The organism is gamma proteobacterium symbiont of Lampromicra miyakona (assembly GCF_059730895.1).
Genome location: NZ_AP035932.1, coordinates 1,035,575 through 1,051,159, shown reverse-complemented (window position 1 = coordinate 1,051,159; position 15,585 = coordinate 1,035,575). Strand labels below are relative to the sequence as shown.

Annotated in this window: 14 protein-coding genes; 11 read left to right on the top strand and 3 right to left on the bottom strand. The window is 57.4% G+C overall.

Features of this window, described 5'->3' with window-relative positions:
• Positions 1 to 67 precede the first annotated feature (67 nt).
• The 3 genes from mmuM to AC6I8P_RS04750 form a co-directional block, all read right to left on the bottom strand.
• Positions 68 to 1,000, bottom strand: a complete 933-nt coding sequence (mmuM, locus tag AC6I8P_RS04760) for a homocysteine S-methyltransferase (RefSeq protein ID WP_498031155.1) — start codon at positions 998 to 1,000, stop codon at positions 68 to 70.
• Entirely contained in the window at positions 990 to 2,405 is a 1,416-nt protein-coding gene (gene mmuP, locus AC6I8P_RS04755; RefSeq protein WP_058776476.1) for an S-methylmethionine permease, read from the bottom strand. The genes mmuM and mmuP overlap by 11 nt, the downstream gene beginning before the upstream one ends.
• 133 nt (positions 2,406 to 2,538) lie before the next feature.
• Complete coding sequence (locus AC6I8P_RS04750; protein ID WP_021506475.1) at positions 2,539 to 2,877, bottom strand: DUF2002 family protein; 339 nt, start codon at positions 2,875 to 2,877, stop codon at positions 2,539 to 2,541.
• A gap of 149 nt (positions 2,878 to 3,026) precedes the next feature.
• Here AC6I8P_RS04750 and AC6I8P_RS04745 point away from each other — a divergent pair, with 149 nt between their 5' ends.
• The 11 genes from AC6I8P_RS04745 to emrB all read left to right on the top strand — a co-directional run bounded on the left by AC6I8P_RS04745 (position 3,027) and on the right by emrB (position 15,576).
• Positions 3,027 to 3,344 (top strand): DUF883 family protein, encoded by a 318-nt coding sequence (locus tag AC6I8P_RS04745; RefSeq protein WP_021506474.1) that lies wholly within the window; start codon positions 3,027 to 3,029, stop codon positions 3,342 to 3,344.
• Positions 3,345 to 3,688: 344 nt separating this feature from the next.
• Entirely contained in the window at positions 3,689 to 3,931 is a 243-nt protein-coding gene (gene nrdH / locus AC6I8P_RS04740; protein WP_058758244.1) for a glutaredoxin-like protein NrdH, read from the top strand.
• 4 nt (positions 3,932 to 3,935) lie between these two features.
• On the top strand, positions 3,936 to 4,340 hold the full coding sequence (gene nrdI, locus AC6I8P_RS04735; RefSeq protein WP_021506472.1) for a class Ib ribonucleoside-diphosphate reductase assembly flavoprotein NrdI: 405 nt from the start codon (positions 3,936 to 3,938) through the stop codon (positions 4,338 to 4,340).
• Positions 4,319 to 6,457 carry a class 1b ribonucleoside-diphosphate reductase subunit alpha gene (gene nrdE / locus AC6I8P_RS04730; protein WP_498031022.1) on the top strand — a complete coding sequence of 713 codons (2,139 nt, stop codon included), beginning with the start codon at positions 4,319 to 4,321 and terminating at the stop codon, positions 6,455 to 6,457. The genes nrdI and nrdE overlap by 22 nt, the downstream gene beginning before the upstream one ends.
• A gap of 8 nt (positions 6,458 to 6,465) precedes the next feature.
• A complete protein-coding gene (gene nrdF / locus AC6I8P_RS04725; protein WP_498027599.1) occupies positions 6,466 to 7,425 on the top strand; it encodes a class 1b ribonucleoside-diphosphate reductase subunit beta in 960 nt (319 codons plus the stop codon).
• 601 nt (positions 7,426 to 8,026) lie between these two features.
• Positions 8,027 to 9,223, top strand: coding sequence for a glycine betaine/L-proline ABC transporter ATP-binding protein ProV (proV, locus tag AC6I8P_RS04720; RefSeq protein WP_021506469.1), 1,197 nt, complete (start codon positions 8,027 to 8,029; stop codon positions 9,221 to 9,223).
• Positions 9,220 to 10,398 (top strand): glycine betaine/L-proline ABC transporter permease ProW, encoded by a 1,179-nt coding sequence (gene proW / locus AC6I8P_RS04715; protein ID WP_494260918.1) that lies wholly within the window; start codon positions 9,220 to 9,222, stop codon positions 10,396 to 10,398. The genes proV and proW overlap by 4 nt, the downstream gene beginning before the upstream one ends.
• A gap of 63 nt (positions 10,399 to 10,461) precedes the next feature.
• Positions 10,462 to 11,457 carry a glycine betaine/L-proline ABC transporter substrate-binding protein ProX gene (gene proX, locus AC6I8P_RS04710; RefSeq protein ID WP_021506467.1) on the top strand — a complete coding sequence of 332 codons (996 nt, stop codon included), beginning with the start codon at positions 10,462 to 10,464 and terminating at the stop codon, positions 11,455 to 11,457.
• Positions 11,458 to 12,170: 713 nt separating this feature from the next.
• Positions 12,171 to 12,701 carry a transcriptional repressor MprA gene (gene mprA, locus AC6I8P_RS04705; protein ID WP_021506466.1) on the top strand — a complete coding sequence of 177 codons (531 nt, stop codon included), beginning with the start codon at positions 12,171 to 12,173 and terminating at the stop codon, positions 12,699 to 12,701.
• Between the two features lie 149 nt (positions 12,702 to 12,850).
• Positions 12,851 to 14,023: a multidrug efflux MFS transporter periplasmic adaptor subunit EmrA gene (emrA, locus tag AC6I8P_RS04700; RefSeq protein ID WP_058770894.1), complete on the top strand. Its 1,173-nt coding sequence runs from the start codon at positions 12,851 to 12,853 to the stop codon at positions 14,021 to 14,023.
• A 17-nt stretch (positions 14,024 to 14,040) separates the two neighbouring features.
• Positions 14,041 to 15,576 carry a multidrug efflux MFS transporter permease subunit EmrB gene (emrB, locus tag AC6I8P_RS04695; RefSeq protein WP_021506464.1) on the top strand — a complete coding sequence of 512 codons (1,536 nt, stop codon included), beginning with the start codon at positions 14,041 to 14,043 and terminating at the stop codon, positions 15,574 to 15,576.
• Positions 15,577 to 15,585 lie beyond the last annotated feature (9 nt).

Genomic DNA, 15,585 nt, shown 5'->3' with positions numbered 1-15,585 from the left:
CTAAACTGCCCTCTCTGCCTTTTCACCCGCCTCAATCGCGCTATCAGTGGCGCTTTTCTGCGCTTTATTACGGTTGACAACAGGCGGCAATCGCCGCGATATCCTGTGGCGTGGTGCGGCAGCAGCCGCCAATCAGCCGTGCGCCCGCCTGTTGCCACTCGGGGAACTTATCGTGCAGCGTGCAGCCAGACGGCGCTGAGTGCCAGCTTTTGCTGACCGCATCATACTGCTCGCCGGAGTTAGGATAGACCAGCAGCGGCTTGTCCGTCAGCGCCTGTAGCGTTTGCAGCGCCGGCGTCACGCTCTCCAGCGCCACGCAGTTAAGGCCGACAGCGACCACCTGTGGCGCACCATTGATGACTTCCGCCACCTTGCTCAGCGGCGTGCCGTCACTCAGGTGTTGCGCATCGCGCAGCGTGAAGGAGAACCACGCGCTGCTGTGCGGAAACTCCGCCAGCAGGCTAATCAGCGCCTGAATTTCACCAAACGACGGCAGCGTTTCACACGCCAGCAAATCCACGCCCGCCTCCAGCAGCGCCGCCACGCGCGGACGGTGGAAATCTTTCATTTCAGCAGCCGGTAAGGCGTAGTCGCCACGATACTCGGCGCCGTTGGCCAGATAAGCGCCGTAAGGACCGACCGATCCGGCCACCAGCAACGGTGCCTGGCTGCCTGTGGAGGCACGATAATCGTCGCGCGCCCGCTGGGCCAGCGCCACGCTCTGGCGGATCAGCGCGCTGGCCTGGCCGCTATCCAGTCCGCGGGCGGCGAAGCCCAGCGGCGTCGCCTGATAGCTGGCGGTGATCGCCACATTAGCGCCGGCGGCGAAGTAGTCATAGTGCACCTGATAAATCAGCTCGGGATTTTCCATCAGCACTTTGGCCGACCACAGCGTATCGGCCAGATTACAGCCGCGCGCTTCCAGCTCTGTCGCCAGCGCGCCATCCAGAATCAGGGTATCAGTGTGGGTCAGGGCCGCAGCGATGGGGTTACGCGACATCATCGGTCTCCTTAGCGTTGAAAGCGTGTTGGCGTTTTTGCGTCAGATAATAAGCAGCGTAGCAGAACAGTACAAAAGGAATGCCGCACCATAGCGCGATGCGCTGTGACGGGTCAAAGGCCAGCCCGATGCACGCCAGCAGACACAGGGTAAATCCGAGGATCGGCACCAGCGGATAGAACGGCGCGCGGTACGCCAGCTGCTGCGGCGCATTGCCCGCCTGCAGATAGCGGCGACGGAACATGTAGTGTGAGGCGCAAATGCTCAGCCACACCGCCACCACGGCAAAGCCGGAAATCGCTGACAGCGCCACAAACACCGTATCCGGGGCGATCACGCTGGAAAACAGCGCCAGCAGGCCGCCGAGCATACTGACGGTGATGGCCAGCTGCGGAATGCCACGCCGGTTGACCCGGGCAAAGCAGCGCGGCAGCGTGTTTTCATTGGCCAGCGACCACAGCATCCGTCCCGAGGCGTACAGTCCGGAGTTTGCCGCTGACAGGATCGCGGTGAGGATCACGAAGTTGAAAATATCCGCCGCGTACGGGATGCCGATCTTTTCGAACACCAGTACGAACGGACTTTTAACGATGCCCGCCTGATCCATCGGGATCAGCGCGGCCAGCACAAACACCGTGCCGATAAAGAAGATGATCAGGCGCGCCACGGTGGTGCGAATCGCCAGCGGCAGCGCTTTCTGCGGCTGCTCGGTTTCACCCGCCGCAATGCCGATCAGCTCGGTCCCGGAGAAGGCAAAATTCACCGCCACCATGGTCATCAGAATCGGCAGCGTACCGTGCGGCAGCCAGCCGGAAGCGGTCAGGTTATGTAATCCCGGTGCCGCGCTGCCGTCCTTCATCGGGATGAACCCCAGCATCGCCGCCGCGCCCAGCACGATAAAGGCAATGATGGTGATCACTTTAATGATGGAGAACCAGAACTCCCCCTCGGCAAAGAAGCGCGTCGAAACACTATTCAGCAGATAGATGGCGACACAGAACACCAGGCACCACAGCCACACCGGCACCGTCGGGAACCAGTACTGCATGCAGAAACCGGCGGCGGTCAGGCTGGAGCCGAGCGCCACCGTCCAGGTGAGCCAGTAGAGCCAGGCCACGGTGTAACCGGTCGCCGGACTGAGGTAGCGCGCGGCGTAGACGTGAAACGCGCCGGTTTCCGGCATCGCTACCGCCAGCTCGCCAAGACACACCATCACCAGCCATACCACCAGCGCACCAATCAGATAGGCCAGCAGCGTGCCCGCTGCGCCGGTGGTGGAGATGATGTAGCCGGTGTTGAAAAACAGCCCGGTACCAATCACGCCGCCGAGCGACAGCATCACCAGATGCCGCACCTTCATGCTGCGCTTGAAGTTTGCCTGCGAAGGCGTCGGTTCAGTTTGCATTGTTTATATCCATATGGACGTCTAAACTTCTATATGGACACAGAGTTATACGCATCCGCGCGGTAATTTGCAACGTGGGAAAGGGTAAGGATTGGGAAAGCGTGTGCAGCCCCGCCGCGACGGGGCACACCAGTCAGGCGCCGAAGACGCCCTGCAGATAACGCTCCAGCGCCATGCGCGAGCTAAAACCGTGGGGAATACCGTAATGCTCCTGCGAATCCCCCATCAGGTAGAGAGGGAACTGCGTGTAGTGGTCGCAGGTTTTCATCTCTGATGCGGGTTCAGCGAAGTGCTGACTTTTTTCTTTCAGGGTGGGATGAATGATCAACGCTGTGCGCCCCATGCGGGCTTCGCGATTCACATAGACATAGTTTTCGCCACGGCGATAACCATAAGTTTTGGGTGTCAGGACGTCCATTTCGAATCCTGCTTTTTCCAGTACGCGCGCTACCTCATCCGGACGTAAATACATGCTTGCTCCTCTCTTCTCACAGCCCCGCAACCTTACATCAGCACGACAGCACAGGACATTCGGAATTTCCCTAAAGCCTGGCACACGGCTGCGTTTAGTCACGTTTCGTCTACACTTAGTATTACGTTTTAAGTCAAAGGGAGCGAAAAATGTTTAATCGAACCAGCAAAAACGATGACATTGATATCAATCAGGATGTAAACGAACTGGCCGATTCGCTTGAAGCCTTACTGAAATCTTACGGCAGCGAAGCCAAAGATGAAGTGGATAGCGCACGCAGCCAGGCGCAGGCCCTGCTGAAACAGACGCGCGCTAAACTCAACGGCAGTGGCAACCGCGTGACTCAGGCCGCGCGCGATGCGGGTTATCAGGTGGATGCTTACGTGCATGACAAACCGTGGTACGGCGTGGGTGTCGGTGCCGCCGTCGGTCTGGTGCTGGGCGCGCTGCTGATGTCACGCCGCTAAATCGCTAAAAAATCATCAGGAGCCTCGCGTATGCGGGGCTTTTTTTTGCGCGTCACTCCGCATTAGCGCGCCGATGCGACTGCTGTCAGGCTGGTTAAAATTGCCGCAAAACCCTTTACAAAAATTTTTTCCCTGCGCCAGGGCGCACCATCGCTGGTATTCGCCTTATTCCGACTGCTTAAATCACAAAACCCTATATCTGGTGGGCTTGACCACCAATACCACTACATCTAGTATTCAACACATCAACTCGCTACCAGATGTCAGCAGGGACGACGTTCGCAGCAAAAGGGTTTTTGCTTCGTATCTCGCAACCTGACCACAACCAGAGGGAAATACGAATCATGCGCATTATTATTTACACTAAGAGCCAGTGTGTCCAGTGTGACGCCACCAAAAATGCCATGGATCGCAGTGGCATCGACTATCAGCTGATTAACCTCGATACCCAACCGGAAGCCATCGACCAGCTCAAATCGCTTGGCTATCGCCAGGTGCCCGTGGTGATGACGCACAACGACCACTGGAGCGGCTTCCGTCCCGACAAAATCGCCGGCCTGCGCCAGCTCGCTGCCGTCGGGGGATAAAGCGATGTTTCCACTGGTCTATTTTTCCAGCCAGTCGGAAAACACGCACCGGTTTATCACCCGTCTCGGCCTGCCTGCGCGGCGTATTCCGCTCGACGCCACGCAGCGCCTGCACATCGACCAGCCCTATATTTTAGTGGTGCCGAGCTACGGCGGCGGCAGCGCGCGTGGAGCAGTGCCGAAACAGGTGATTCAGTTCCTTAATGATGACGCCAACCGGCGCGGTATTCGCGGTGTGATTGCTGCAGGCAATCGCAACTTTGGCGCGGGCTTCTGCCTGGCCGGCGACATCATTGCGCAGAAATGTCAGGTTCCTTATCTCTACCGCTTTGAGCTGATGGGAACCGCCGACGATATTGCCCATGTTAAAGCGGGAGTGACCCAATTTTGGCAACGACAGACACCCTGAACAGCACACAGCTGGACTACCACGCGCTCAACGCGATGCTGAACCTGTATGACGCCGATGGCCGCATCCAGTTCAGCAAAGATCATGAAGCCACACGCCAGTTCTTCCTGCAGCACGTCCAGCCGAACAGCGTGCCATTCGACTCGCACGGCGAGCGTCTGCGCTATCTGGTGGCCGAAGGCTATTATGAAGCCGGGGTGCTGAACCAGTACGATTTCGCCTTCCTGTGCCAGCTGCACGAAGAGGCTGACGCCTGGGGCTTCCGTTTTCACACCTTCCTCGGTGCGTGGAAGTTTTATACCAGCTACACGCTAAAAACCTTCGACGGCAAACGCTATCTGGAAACCTTTGAGCAGCGCGCCTGCATGGTGGCGCTGACGCTGGCGCGCGGCAATGAAACGCTGGCGCGGGAACTGCTGGCCGAGATGCTGAGCGGTCGCTTCCAGCCGGCTACGCCGACCTTCCTCAACTGCGGTAAACAGCAGCGCGGCGAGCTGGTCTCCTGCTTCCTGCTGCGCATTGAAGACAATATGGAGTCGATTGGCCGCGCGGTGAATTCGGCGCTGCAGTTGTCGAAGCGCGGTGGCGGCGTGGCGTTTCTGCTCTCCAACCTGCGTGAATCCGGCGCGCCGATCAAGCGCATTGAAAATCAGTCGTCCGGCGTAATTCCGGTGATGAAGATGCTGGAAGATGCATTCTCCTACGCCAATCAGCTTGGTGCGCGTCAGGGCGCGGGCGCGGTGTGGCTGAATGCGCACCATCCGGATATCCTGCGCTTCCTCGATACCAAACGTGAAAACGCTGACGAGAAGATCCGCATCAAAACGCTGTCGCTTGGCGTGGTGATTCCGGATATCACCTTCCAGCTGGCCAAAGAGAACCGCGATATGGCGCTGTTTTCGCCTTACGACGTTGAGCGTATTTACGGCAAGGCGTTTGCTGATATCAGCATCAGCGAGCACTACGAGGCGATGCTGGCCGACGATCGCATCCGCAAAACCTTCATCAAGCCGCGCGACTTCTTCCAGACGCTGGCGGAAATTCAGTTTGAGTCCGGCTATCCCTACATCATGTATGAGGACAGCGTGAACCGCAGCAACCCGATTGCCGGTCGCATCAACATGAGTAATCTGTGTTCGGAGATCCTGCAGGTTAACAGCGCCAGCGAGTATCACGACGACCTGAGCTATCGCCGCGTCGGCAAAGATATCTCCTGTAACCTCGGCTCCCTGAATATCGCCCACGCCATGGACTCGCGTAACCTGGCGCAAACCGTGGAAGTGGCGGTGCGCGCGCTGACGGCGGTCTCCGAGATGAGTGACATCACCTCCGTGCCGTCTGTGGCGGAAGGCAATCGCCGTTCGCACGCTATCGGTCTCGGGCAGATGAACCTGCACGGCTATCTGGCGCGTGAAGGCATGGCTTACGGTTCGCCAGAGGCGCTGGATTTCACCAACCTCTATTTCTACTGCGTGACGTATCACGCCCTGCGCACCTCCAACCTGCTGGCGCAGGAGCGCGGCGCGAGCTTTGACGGCTTTGCGCAGTCGCAGTACGCCAGCGGTGCCTATTTCGACAAATATACCCAACACAGCTGGCAGCCGCGCACTGCCCGGGTGGCGCAGATTTTTGCCGATGCCGGCATCGCCCTGCCCGACCAGGCGGACTGGCAGGCGCTGCGTACGTCGGTGATGCAGCACGGTTTGTATAACCAGAACCTGCAGGCGATTCCGCCGACCGGTTCCATCTCTTACATCAACCACGCCACGTCGAGCATCCACCCGATTGTGTCGCGCATTGAGATCCGTAAAGAGGGCAAGACCGGCCGCGTCTATTACCCGGCTCCGTTTATGACCAATGACAACCTTGAGCTGTATCAGGATGCCTACCAGATTGGTCCCGAAGCGATTATTGATACTTACGCCGAAGCCACCCGGCACGTCGATCAGGGCCTGTCGCTGACGCTGTTTTTCCGCGATGACGTCACGACGCGCGATATCAACAAAGCGCAGATCTACGCCTGGAAGAAAGGCATCAAAACCCTCTATTACATTCGACTGCGTCAGATGGCGCTACAAGGCACGGAGGTACAGGGCTGCGTTTCCTGTGCACTGTGATGATGACTATGCAACTTAAACAGATTCAGGCGATTAACTGGAACCGCATCCAGGACGAGAAAGATCTCGAAGTGTGGAACCGTCTTACCAGCAACTTCTGGCTGCCGGAGAAGGTGCCGCTGTCCAACGATCTGCCGGCATGGCAGTCGCTCGACCCGCAGCAGCAGCAGCTGACGATTCGGGTGTTTACCGGTCTGACGCTGCTCGACACCATTCAGAACGTCATTGGCGCACCGGGACTGATGGAAGATGCGCTGACGCCGCACGAAGAGGCGGTGCTGTCGAACATCAGCTTTATGGAAGCGGTTCACGCGCGCTCTTACAGTTCGATCTTCTCCACGCTGTGTAACACCGCCGATGTGGATGCCGCCTACCGCTGGAGTGAGGAGAATGCCGCCCTGCAGAACAAGGCGAAAATCGTGCTGGATCACTACCGCGCCAGCGATCCGCTGAAGAAGAAAATCGCCAGCGTCTTTCTGGAGTCGTTCCTGTTTTACTCCGGCTTCTGGCTGCCGATGTACTGGTCAAGCCGCGGCAAGCTGACCAATACCGCCGATCTGATTCGGCTGATTATCCGCGATGAAGCGGTACACGGTTATTACATCGGCTATAAGTACCAGAAAGCGCTGGAAACCGTTGACGACGCGCGCCGCTCTGAGCTGCAGCAGTTCGCCATCGATTTACTGCTGGCGCTGTATGAAAACGAGGTGGTGTACACCGAAGCGCTGTATGCCGACGTGGGCTGGGCCGAAGAGGTGAAAACCTTCCTGCATTACAATGCCAACAAGGCGCTGATGAACCTGGGTTACGAAGCGCTGTTCCCGGCGGAGCTGACGGCGGTAAATCCGGCGATTCTGTCGGCGCTGTCGCCCAACGCCGATGAAAACCACGATTTCTTTTCGGGTTCCGGTTCGTCCTATGTGATGGGTAAAGCGGTTGAAACCGAGGACGAGGACTGGAATTTTTAGTCGCGTGCGGTGCGCGGTAAAGGGTGCGCATTGCACCGTAAGCGGTGCGCATGAATGCGCACCCTACGGTTGGGTTAATCATGTCGCCTGAAATGCACCCAGCGGTTAGGTTGATGCATCTGTAGGGTCGGCATTGATGCCGACCGGAACGCGCCCCAGCGGTAATATTGATGCATCTGTGGGTCGGCATTGATGCCGACCAGGTTAATTTCATGCCGATTCCACCACGTTCAGCTCATTCATTTTCCTCTCCTGCATTCCCGCCGTTCCCCTGAAATAAGGTTAATTCCGCGCGTGATTATTTTACCTATTTAGCGCCATTCATCGCCGGAATATTTCGCCTGACTAAGCGTGATTTATCCGCCTTCCAGTGATAATTCTGGCCGGAACCGGTTTAATTTCACAAAAAATTCAGAAAAAATTTATCCCGTCTCATCCCTTGCAGGCACTGGAATTAGCCACTATCGCGCCATACGTGTCACGCCAGATATTTCCGTCAAGGGTTGTCAGATAATCTCACTATGCTACGGTATAGGCGCTTAAATTTACGCAGGGTACAACAAGAAATAGTCAGACATTTAACCAGGAATTTCATTACTGCATGGCAATTAAACTCGAAGTAAAGAATTTATATAAGGTATTTGGCGATCATCCCGAAAAGGCATTTAAGCTGATTGAAAAAGGCGAGAGTAAAGAGAGTATTCTGGCGAAAACCGGCCTCTCACTCGGCGTCAAAAATGCCAGTCTGGCCATTGAAGAAGGCGAGATCTTTGTCATCATGGGGCTGTCCGGCTCCGGCAAGTCCACTATGGTTCGCCTTCTCAATCGTCTGATCGAGCCGACACGCGGCCAGGTGATTATTGATGGCGTAGATATTGCCAAAATATCCGACGCAGAATTGCGTGATGTGCGCAGAAATAAAATCAGCATGGTATTCCAGTCATTCGCACTGATGCCGCACATGACGGTGCTAAATAATACCGCGTTCGGCATGGAATTAGCTGGCGTGGCGCTGCAGGAGCGGCAGGAAAAAGCGCTCGACGCGCTGCGTCAGGTCGGACTGGAAAATTATGCTCACGCCTGGCCCGATGAACTCTCCGGCGGAATGCGTCAGCGTGTTGGATTAGCCCGCGCACTGGCGATTAATCCGGATATATTGCTAATGGACGAAGCCTTTTCCGCACTTGATCCATTAATTCGCACGGAAATGCAGGATGAACTGGTAAAACTGCAGGCGAAACATCAGCGCACCATCGTGTTTATTTCCCACGATCTGGATGAAGCGATGCGTATTGGCGACCGCATCGCCATCATGCAGGGCGGCGAAGTGGTGCAGGTCGGCACGCCGGATGAAATCCTCAATAATCCGGCCAACGATTATGTGCGCACCTTCTTCCGCGGCGTGGATATCAGTCACGTCTTCAGCGCCAAAGATATCGCCCGCCGCAGCGCCGGCGCGCTGATTCGTAAGGCCGCCGGTTTCGGTCCGCGTTCGGCGATCAAACTGCTGCAGGATGAAGACCGCGAATATGGCTACGTGCTGGAGAAACAGAAATTCATCGGCGTCGTCTCCACTGACTCGCTGAAAGCGGCACTCGCCGCCGGTGAAGGGCTGGATAACGCCCTGCTCGACGCACCGCTGGCGGTTCCTGCCGATACCTCGCTCAACGATTTGCTCTCTCACGTCGCGCAGGCACCCTGTGCGGTGCCGGTGATCGGCGAAGATCAGCAGTACGTCGGTATCATTTCCAAAAGCACGCTGTTACGCGCTTTAGATCGTGAAGGAGCCCAGCCATGAGTGCACAAAACGCCAATCCATGGGAAAGCGCCAGCCAGACCAGCGCACCAACCGCCACCAGCAACGCCGCCGCAGCCAGCAGCGATCCGTGGTCCACGACAGGCAGCAGCACACCGACTGACAGCAGCGCCAGCGCCGCCGATGCCTGGGGCAATGCCGCCGGCAGTACATCGGATGCCGCCAGCAGTGGTGGACACGATGCCGTCAGCAGCAGCGACTGGCTGAGCAGCGCACCGGCCGCAGCGCCGGAGCACTTCAGCCTGCTGGATCCGTTCCACACCACGCTGATTCCGCTGGATCGCTGGGTCACCGAAGGCATCGACTGGGTAGTTACCCACTTCCGCCCGCTGTTTCAGGGCATTCGCGTGCCGGTGGATTATATCCTCAGCGCTTTCCAGCAACTGCTGATGGGTCTGCCCGCACCGGTGGCGATCGTCGTGTTTGCGCTGATTGCCTGGCAGATTGCCAGCCCGGCGATGGGCCTCGCCACGCTGATATCGCTGGTGCTGATTGGCATGATCGGCGCCTGGTCCCAGGCGATGGTGACGCTGGCGCTGGTGCTCACCGCCCTGCTGTTCTGCGTACTGATTGGCCTGCCGCTTGGCATCTGGCTGGCGCGCAGTGAGCGCGCGGCGCGTATCGTACGGCCCCTGCTGGATGCAATGCAAACCACGCCGGCGTTCGTCTATCTGGTGCCCATCGTCATGCTGTTTGGTATCGGCAACGTGCCGGGCGTGGTGGTGACGATTATCTTTGCCCTGCCGCCGGTGGTGCGTCTCACCATACTCGGTATTAAGCAGGTGCCGGCTGACCTGATCGAAGCCAGTGAATCTTTCGGTGCCAGCCCGCGCCAGATGCTGTTCAAGGTCCAGCTGCCGCTGGCGATGCCGACCATTATGGCTGGCGTCAATCAGACGCTGATGCTGGCGCTGTCGATGGTGGTTATCGCCTCGATGATTGCCGTTGGCGGTCTGGGCCAGATGGTGCTGCGCGGTATTGGCCGTCTCGATATGGGGCTCGCCAGCGTGGGCGGCGTCGGTATCGTCATCCTCGCCATCATTCTCGACCGCCTGACACAGTCAGTAGGTCGCGACAGCCGCAGCCGTGGCAGCCGCCACTGGTACAGCAGCGGGCCGCTGGGTTTGTTACTGCGTCCATTCAGTAAAAAAGCCTGATTTATTTGGGTGGCCCGCTGCGGTCGCCCGTCTCCGACGTCACACGTAAAATAAGGAATGACTATGCGCAAGACAGCTCTATTCGCCGCCGTCCTGACCACGGTTGCCGCGACGCACGTGTCCGCCGCCGACCTTCCGGGCAAAGGCATTACCGTTAAACCGGCTCAGAGTACCATTTCCGAAGAGACCTTCCAGACGCTGCTGGTGAGCCGCGCGCTGGAAAAGCTCGGCTACACCGTTGAGAAGCCGAGTGAAGTGGATTACAACGTGGCTTACACCACCATTGCCGGCGGTGATGCCACGTTTATCGCCACCAACTGGCAACCGCTGCATGACGACATGTATAAAGCCGCCGGCGGTGATAATAAATTTTATCGCCAGGGCACCTACGTCAGCGGTGCCGCGCAGGGTTACCTGATCGACAAGAAAACCGCCGACCAGTACCACATCACCAACATTGAACAGTTGAAGGATCCAAAGCTGGCCAGACTGTTTGATACCAATGGCGATGGCAAAGCAGACCTGACCGGCTGTACGCCTGGCTGGGGCTGTGAGGCGGTGATTAACCATCAGATCGAGGCCTACAAACTGAGCGATACCGTGGTACACAACCAGGGTAACTACTCGGCGATGATTGCCGACACCATTACGCGCTTCAAACAGGGTAAACCGATTCTCTATTACACCTGGACGCCATACTGGGTCAGCGACGTACTGAAGCCGGGTAAAGATGTGGTGTGGCTGCAGGTGCCGTTCTCCTCACTGCCAGGCGCGCAGAGCAAAGTGGATACCAGACTGGCCAACGGCGCCAACTATGGCTTCCCGGTGAACACCATGCATATCGTGGCCAACAAAGCCTGGGCGGAGAAGAATCCGGCGGCGGCAAAACTGTTTGCTGAAATGAAGCTGCCGATTGGCGACATCAATGCCGAGAACGCCGCGATGCATGCCGGTCACGCCTCAGAAGCGGACATCAACGGCCACGTTGACGGCTGGATCAAAGCTCATCAGGCGGAATTTGATAAATGGGTCAGCGACGCCATGGCGGCGGCGAAATAAGCCCACGCGGCACCTCGTCTCAGCCACGTGGTGCCGCCATTTTCCGCCCTCCCGCCCCGTCAGTAAGCGAAGCGTGCGCTATAGCGCACTGGTACGTCCTGTTAATTAACACAACATTGAAATAATTTTTTGGGTTACTATTACCCACATATGATTATTTACCCGCTTTTCCCACCAGCTATGTCTCCTTTCCGCCGCCCGCATCGGGTCTGTCGCGCCAGGATGAGTCTGCGTTATCGATGGCATTCACCCTGCCACGTGCCGGTTATACGGCAGACGACGAACGGAATTCATCACGCCGCTGGTGCTGGCGCGTTACCCGGACTAACCGGTGCCTTGTCGATTAACCCATTGATTTACTCCGGCAAAGCCGGCCGGGAAAAGTGTTTAGAAAACGTAAAGATCAATGCAAAGTGGTGAGCGATACTGTTCATTGATGATTGGCTTTGTTATGGTTAGCCACACAGTTATTCACCTAAGTTATTTTTACTCGCGAAATTATTCAATCCACTGAAGGTTTCGCTTAGCGAATTGATGACGATGGCGGCTTTGTCTGCAAAGCGGCTGGTCAGGGCGCAGAGCCCAGGGTTATGGACCGACCTGGAACGCCAGGTGCTGACAGTGTGACGGTGCAAACAATCACAGGCGGAAAATATGACTACGCTTAATCTGTCACCCTCATTATTATATTTGTTGCAACTAAGAGGTTTTTAATGGAAAGCTCGTTTACTCCCATTGAGCAGATGCTAAACATCCGTGCTAATCGCCACAAAGATTTTCCGCTGCAGGAGATCATCCTGACCCGTCTGTGCATGCACATGCAGGGTAAGCTGCTGGATAATCGCAACAAAATGTTGAAGGCGCAGGGAATTAACGAAACTTTATTCATGGCGCTGATTACGCTGGACGCGCAGGAAAACCAGAGCATTCAGCCTTCTGAGCTGAGCTCGGCGCTGGGTTCTTCCCGCACCAACGCGACGCGTATCGCTGATGAACTGGAAAAGCGCGGCTGGATCGAGCGTCGTGAGAGCGACAACGATCGCCGTTGCCTGCACCTGCACCTGACGGAAAAAGGTAACGAATTCTTACGTCAGCTGCTGCCACCACAGCATCAGAGCCTGCAGTATCTGTGGTCTTCGCTGACCGATACCGAGCAGGAGCAACTGGAAGCCATCACGCGTAAGTTGCTTAACCGTCTCGATAAAATGGACGAAGATCAGGTTATCGCTTCCCTGTCGCGTTAATAGCAAGAACTGCGACACAATCACCCACCGAAATCGCTATTTTAATCCCCTTTTATCCGGCCAGCGTTGCAAACGCTGGCTTTTTCGACTCGGGCGACCGTGTTGATGGATCAACACATCCCGACTAAATGGCAAACGTGGAGAACGACATGAGTGCGACAGCGGAAGCTCAAAGCCCGCAACAGCCAGCGAACAAAAAGAAGAAGCGCAAAGGTGCGCTGATCCTGCTGGCTATCGTGTTTATCGTGATTGGTGTGGGTTATCTGGCTTACTGGTATCTGGTGCTGCGCCACTTCCAGGAAACCGATGACGCCTACGTGGCAGGCAACCAGGTGCAGGTGATGGCCCAGGTTTCCGGCAGCGTGAATAAAGTGTGGTTCGAGGATACAGATCGGGTGAAAAAAGGCGACATTCTGGTGTCGCTGGATAAAACCGATGCGCAGCAGGCATTCGAGAAAGCGCAGACCGCGCTGGCCACCAGCGTGCGCCAGACGCACCAGCTGATGATCAACGGCAAACAGTATCAGGCCACCATCAAGCTGCAACAGACCGCGCTGGATCAGGCCGAATCCGACCTGAAACGTCGTGAGCCGCTCGGTGCCGCCAATCTGATTGGTCGCGAAGAGCTGCAGCACGCGCGTGATGCCGTGGCCACGGCGAAAGCCCAGCTGGACGTGGCGATTCAGCAGTACAACGCGAACCAGGCGATGATCCTGAATACCGACCTCGAAAACCAGCCGGCGGTAAAACAGAGCGCCGCTGAGCTGCGCGATGCCTGGCTGGCGCTGCAGCGCACCGACATCCGCAGCCCGATGGACGGCTATGTCTCGCGTCGCAGCGTGCAGGTCGGTTCACAGATCTCCACCAGCACACCGCTGCTGGCGGTGGTGCCGGCCACCAACCTGTGGGTTGACGCCAACTTTAAAGAGACGCAGCTGGCAGGCGTGCGCATCGGTCAGCCCGCCACGGTCATCAGTGATATCTACGGCGATGATGTGGAGTATCACGGCAAAGTGGTTGGTCTGGATATGGGCACCGGTAGCGCCTTCTCGCTGCTGCCAGCGCAGAACGCCACCGGTAACTGGATCAAAGTGGTACAGCGCCTGCCGGTGCGTATCGAACTCGATCCGCAGCAAGTGGCGCAACATCCGCTGCGTATCGGCCTGTCCACGCTGGTGAAAGTAGATACCCAGAACAAAGATGGCGCCGCGCTGGCCAGCAATGTCCGCACCCAGGCCGCGTATGAAAGTAACGCGCTGGCAATCGACCTTGCGCCGGTTAACCAGCTGATCGCTGACATTGTCCGTGCCAACGCGCAATAACCTCGCGGGAGGCTGTTATGGCACAAAAGCCGCTTGAAGGTGCGCCGTTAGTTCTGATGACCATCGCCCTGTCGCTGGCGACGTTCATGCAGGTACTCGACTCCACCATCGCTAACGTGGCGATCCCGACCATCGCCGGTAACCTCGGGGCGTCCAACTCGCAGGGCACCTGGGTGATCACCTCGTTCGGGGTGGCGAATGCCATCTCGATCCCGATCACCGGCTGGCTGGCAAAGCGCGTCGGTGAAGTGAAGCTGTTCACCTGGTCGACTATTCTGTTCGCGCTGGCCTCATGGGCGTGCGGCATGTCCGAAAGCCTGGAGATGCTGATCTTCTTCCGCGTGATTCAGGGCGTGGTGGCCGGTCCGCTGATTCCGCTGTCGCAAAGTTTGCTGCTGAACAACTACCCGCCGGCCAAGCGCAGCGTGGCGCTGTCGCTGTGGGCGATGACGGTGATCGTTGCGCCGATCTGCGGTCCGATTCTCGGCGGCTGGATCAGTGATAACTATCACTGGGGCTGGATCTTCTTCATCAACGTGCCAATTGGCGTGGTGGTGGTGATGCTGACGCTGCAAACCCTGCGTGGGCGCGAAACCAAAACTGAGATCCGCCCGATCGATATGGTCGGTCTGGTGCTGCTGGTGGTGGGGATTGGTTCTCTGCAGGTGATGCTTGACCGCGGTAAAGAACTCGACTGGTTTGGCTCAACCGAAATCATCGTGCTGACGGTTGTCGCGGTGGTGTCGCTAGCCGTGCTGCTGGTGTGGGAGCTGACCGACGATCACCCGATTGTCGATTTGTCGCTGTTTAAGAAGCGAAATTTCACCATCGGCTGTCTGTCGATCAGTCTGGCTTACATGCTGTACTTCGGCTCGATCGTCCTGCTGCCGCAGCTGCTCCAGGAGGTATACGGCTATACCGCCACCTGGGCAGGGCTGGCATCGGCGCCGGTGGGGATCATTCCGGTGATTCTGTCGCCGATTATTGGCCGCTTCGCCCATAAGCTGGACATGCGGCGGCTGGTAACCTTTAGTTTTATCATGTACGCGGTGTGCTTCTACTGGCGTGCGTATACGTTTGAGCCGGGGATGGATTTCGGTGCCTCCGCGTGGCCGCAGTTTATCCAGGGGTTCGCGGTGGCCTGCTTCTTTATGCCGCTGACCACCATTACGCTGTCCGGCTTGCCGCCAGAGCGTATGGCGGCGGCCTCCAGCCTGTCGAACTTTGTGCGTACGCTGGCGGGTTCAATCGGAACGTCAATCACCACCACCATGTGGACAGACCGCGAATCGATGCACCACAGCTACCTGTCGGAATCGGTTAATCCATTCAATCCGAATTCGCAGCAAATGTATGACCAGCTGCAAAGCATGGGCATGACGCAGCAGCAGGCGTCGGCTTATATCGCACAGCAAATTACTAATCAGGGCCTGATTATCTCGGCTAACGAGATCTTCTGGGCATCGGCGGGGGTGTTTTTGGTCCTGCTGGTTCTGGTGTGGTTTGCCCGCCCGCCGTTTGGCGCAGGCGGTGGCGGCGGTGGCGCGCACTGAGTGACAGAA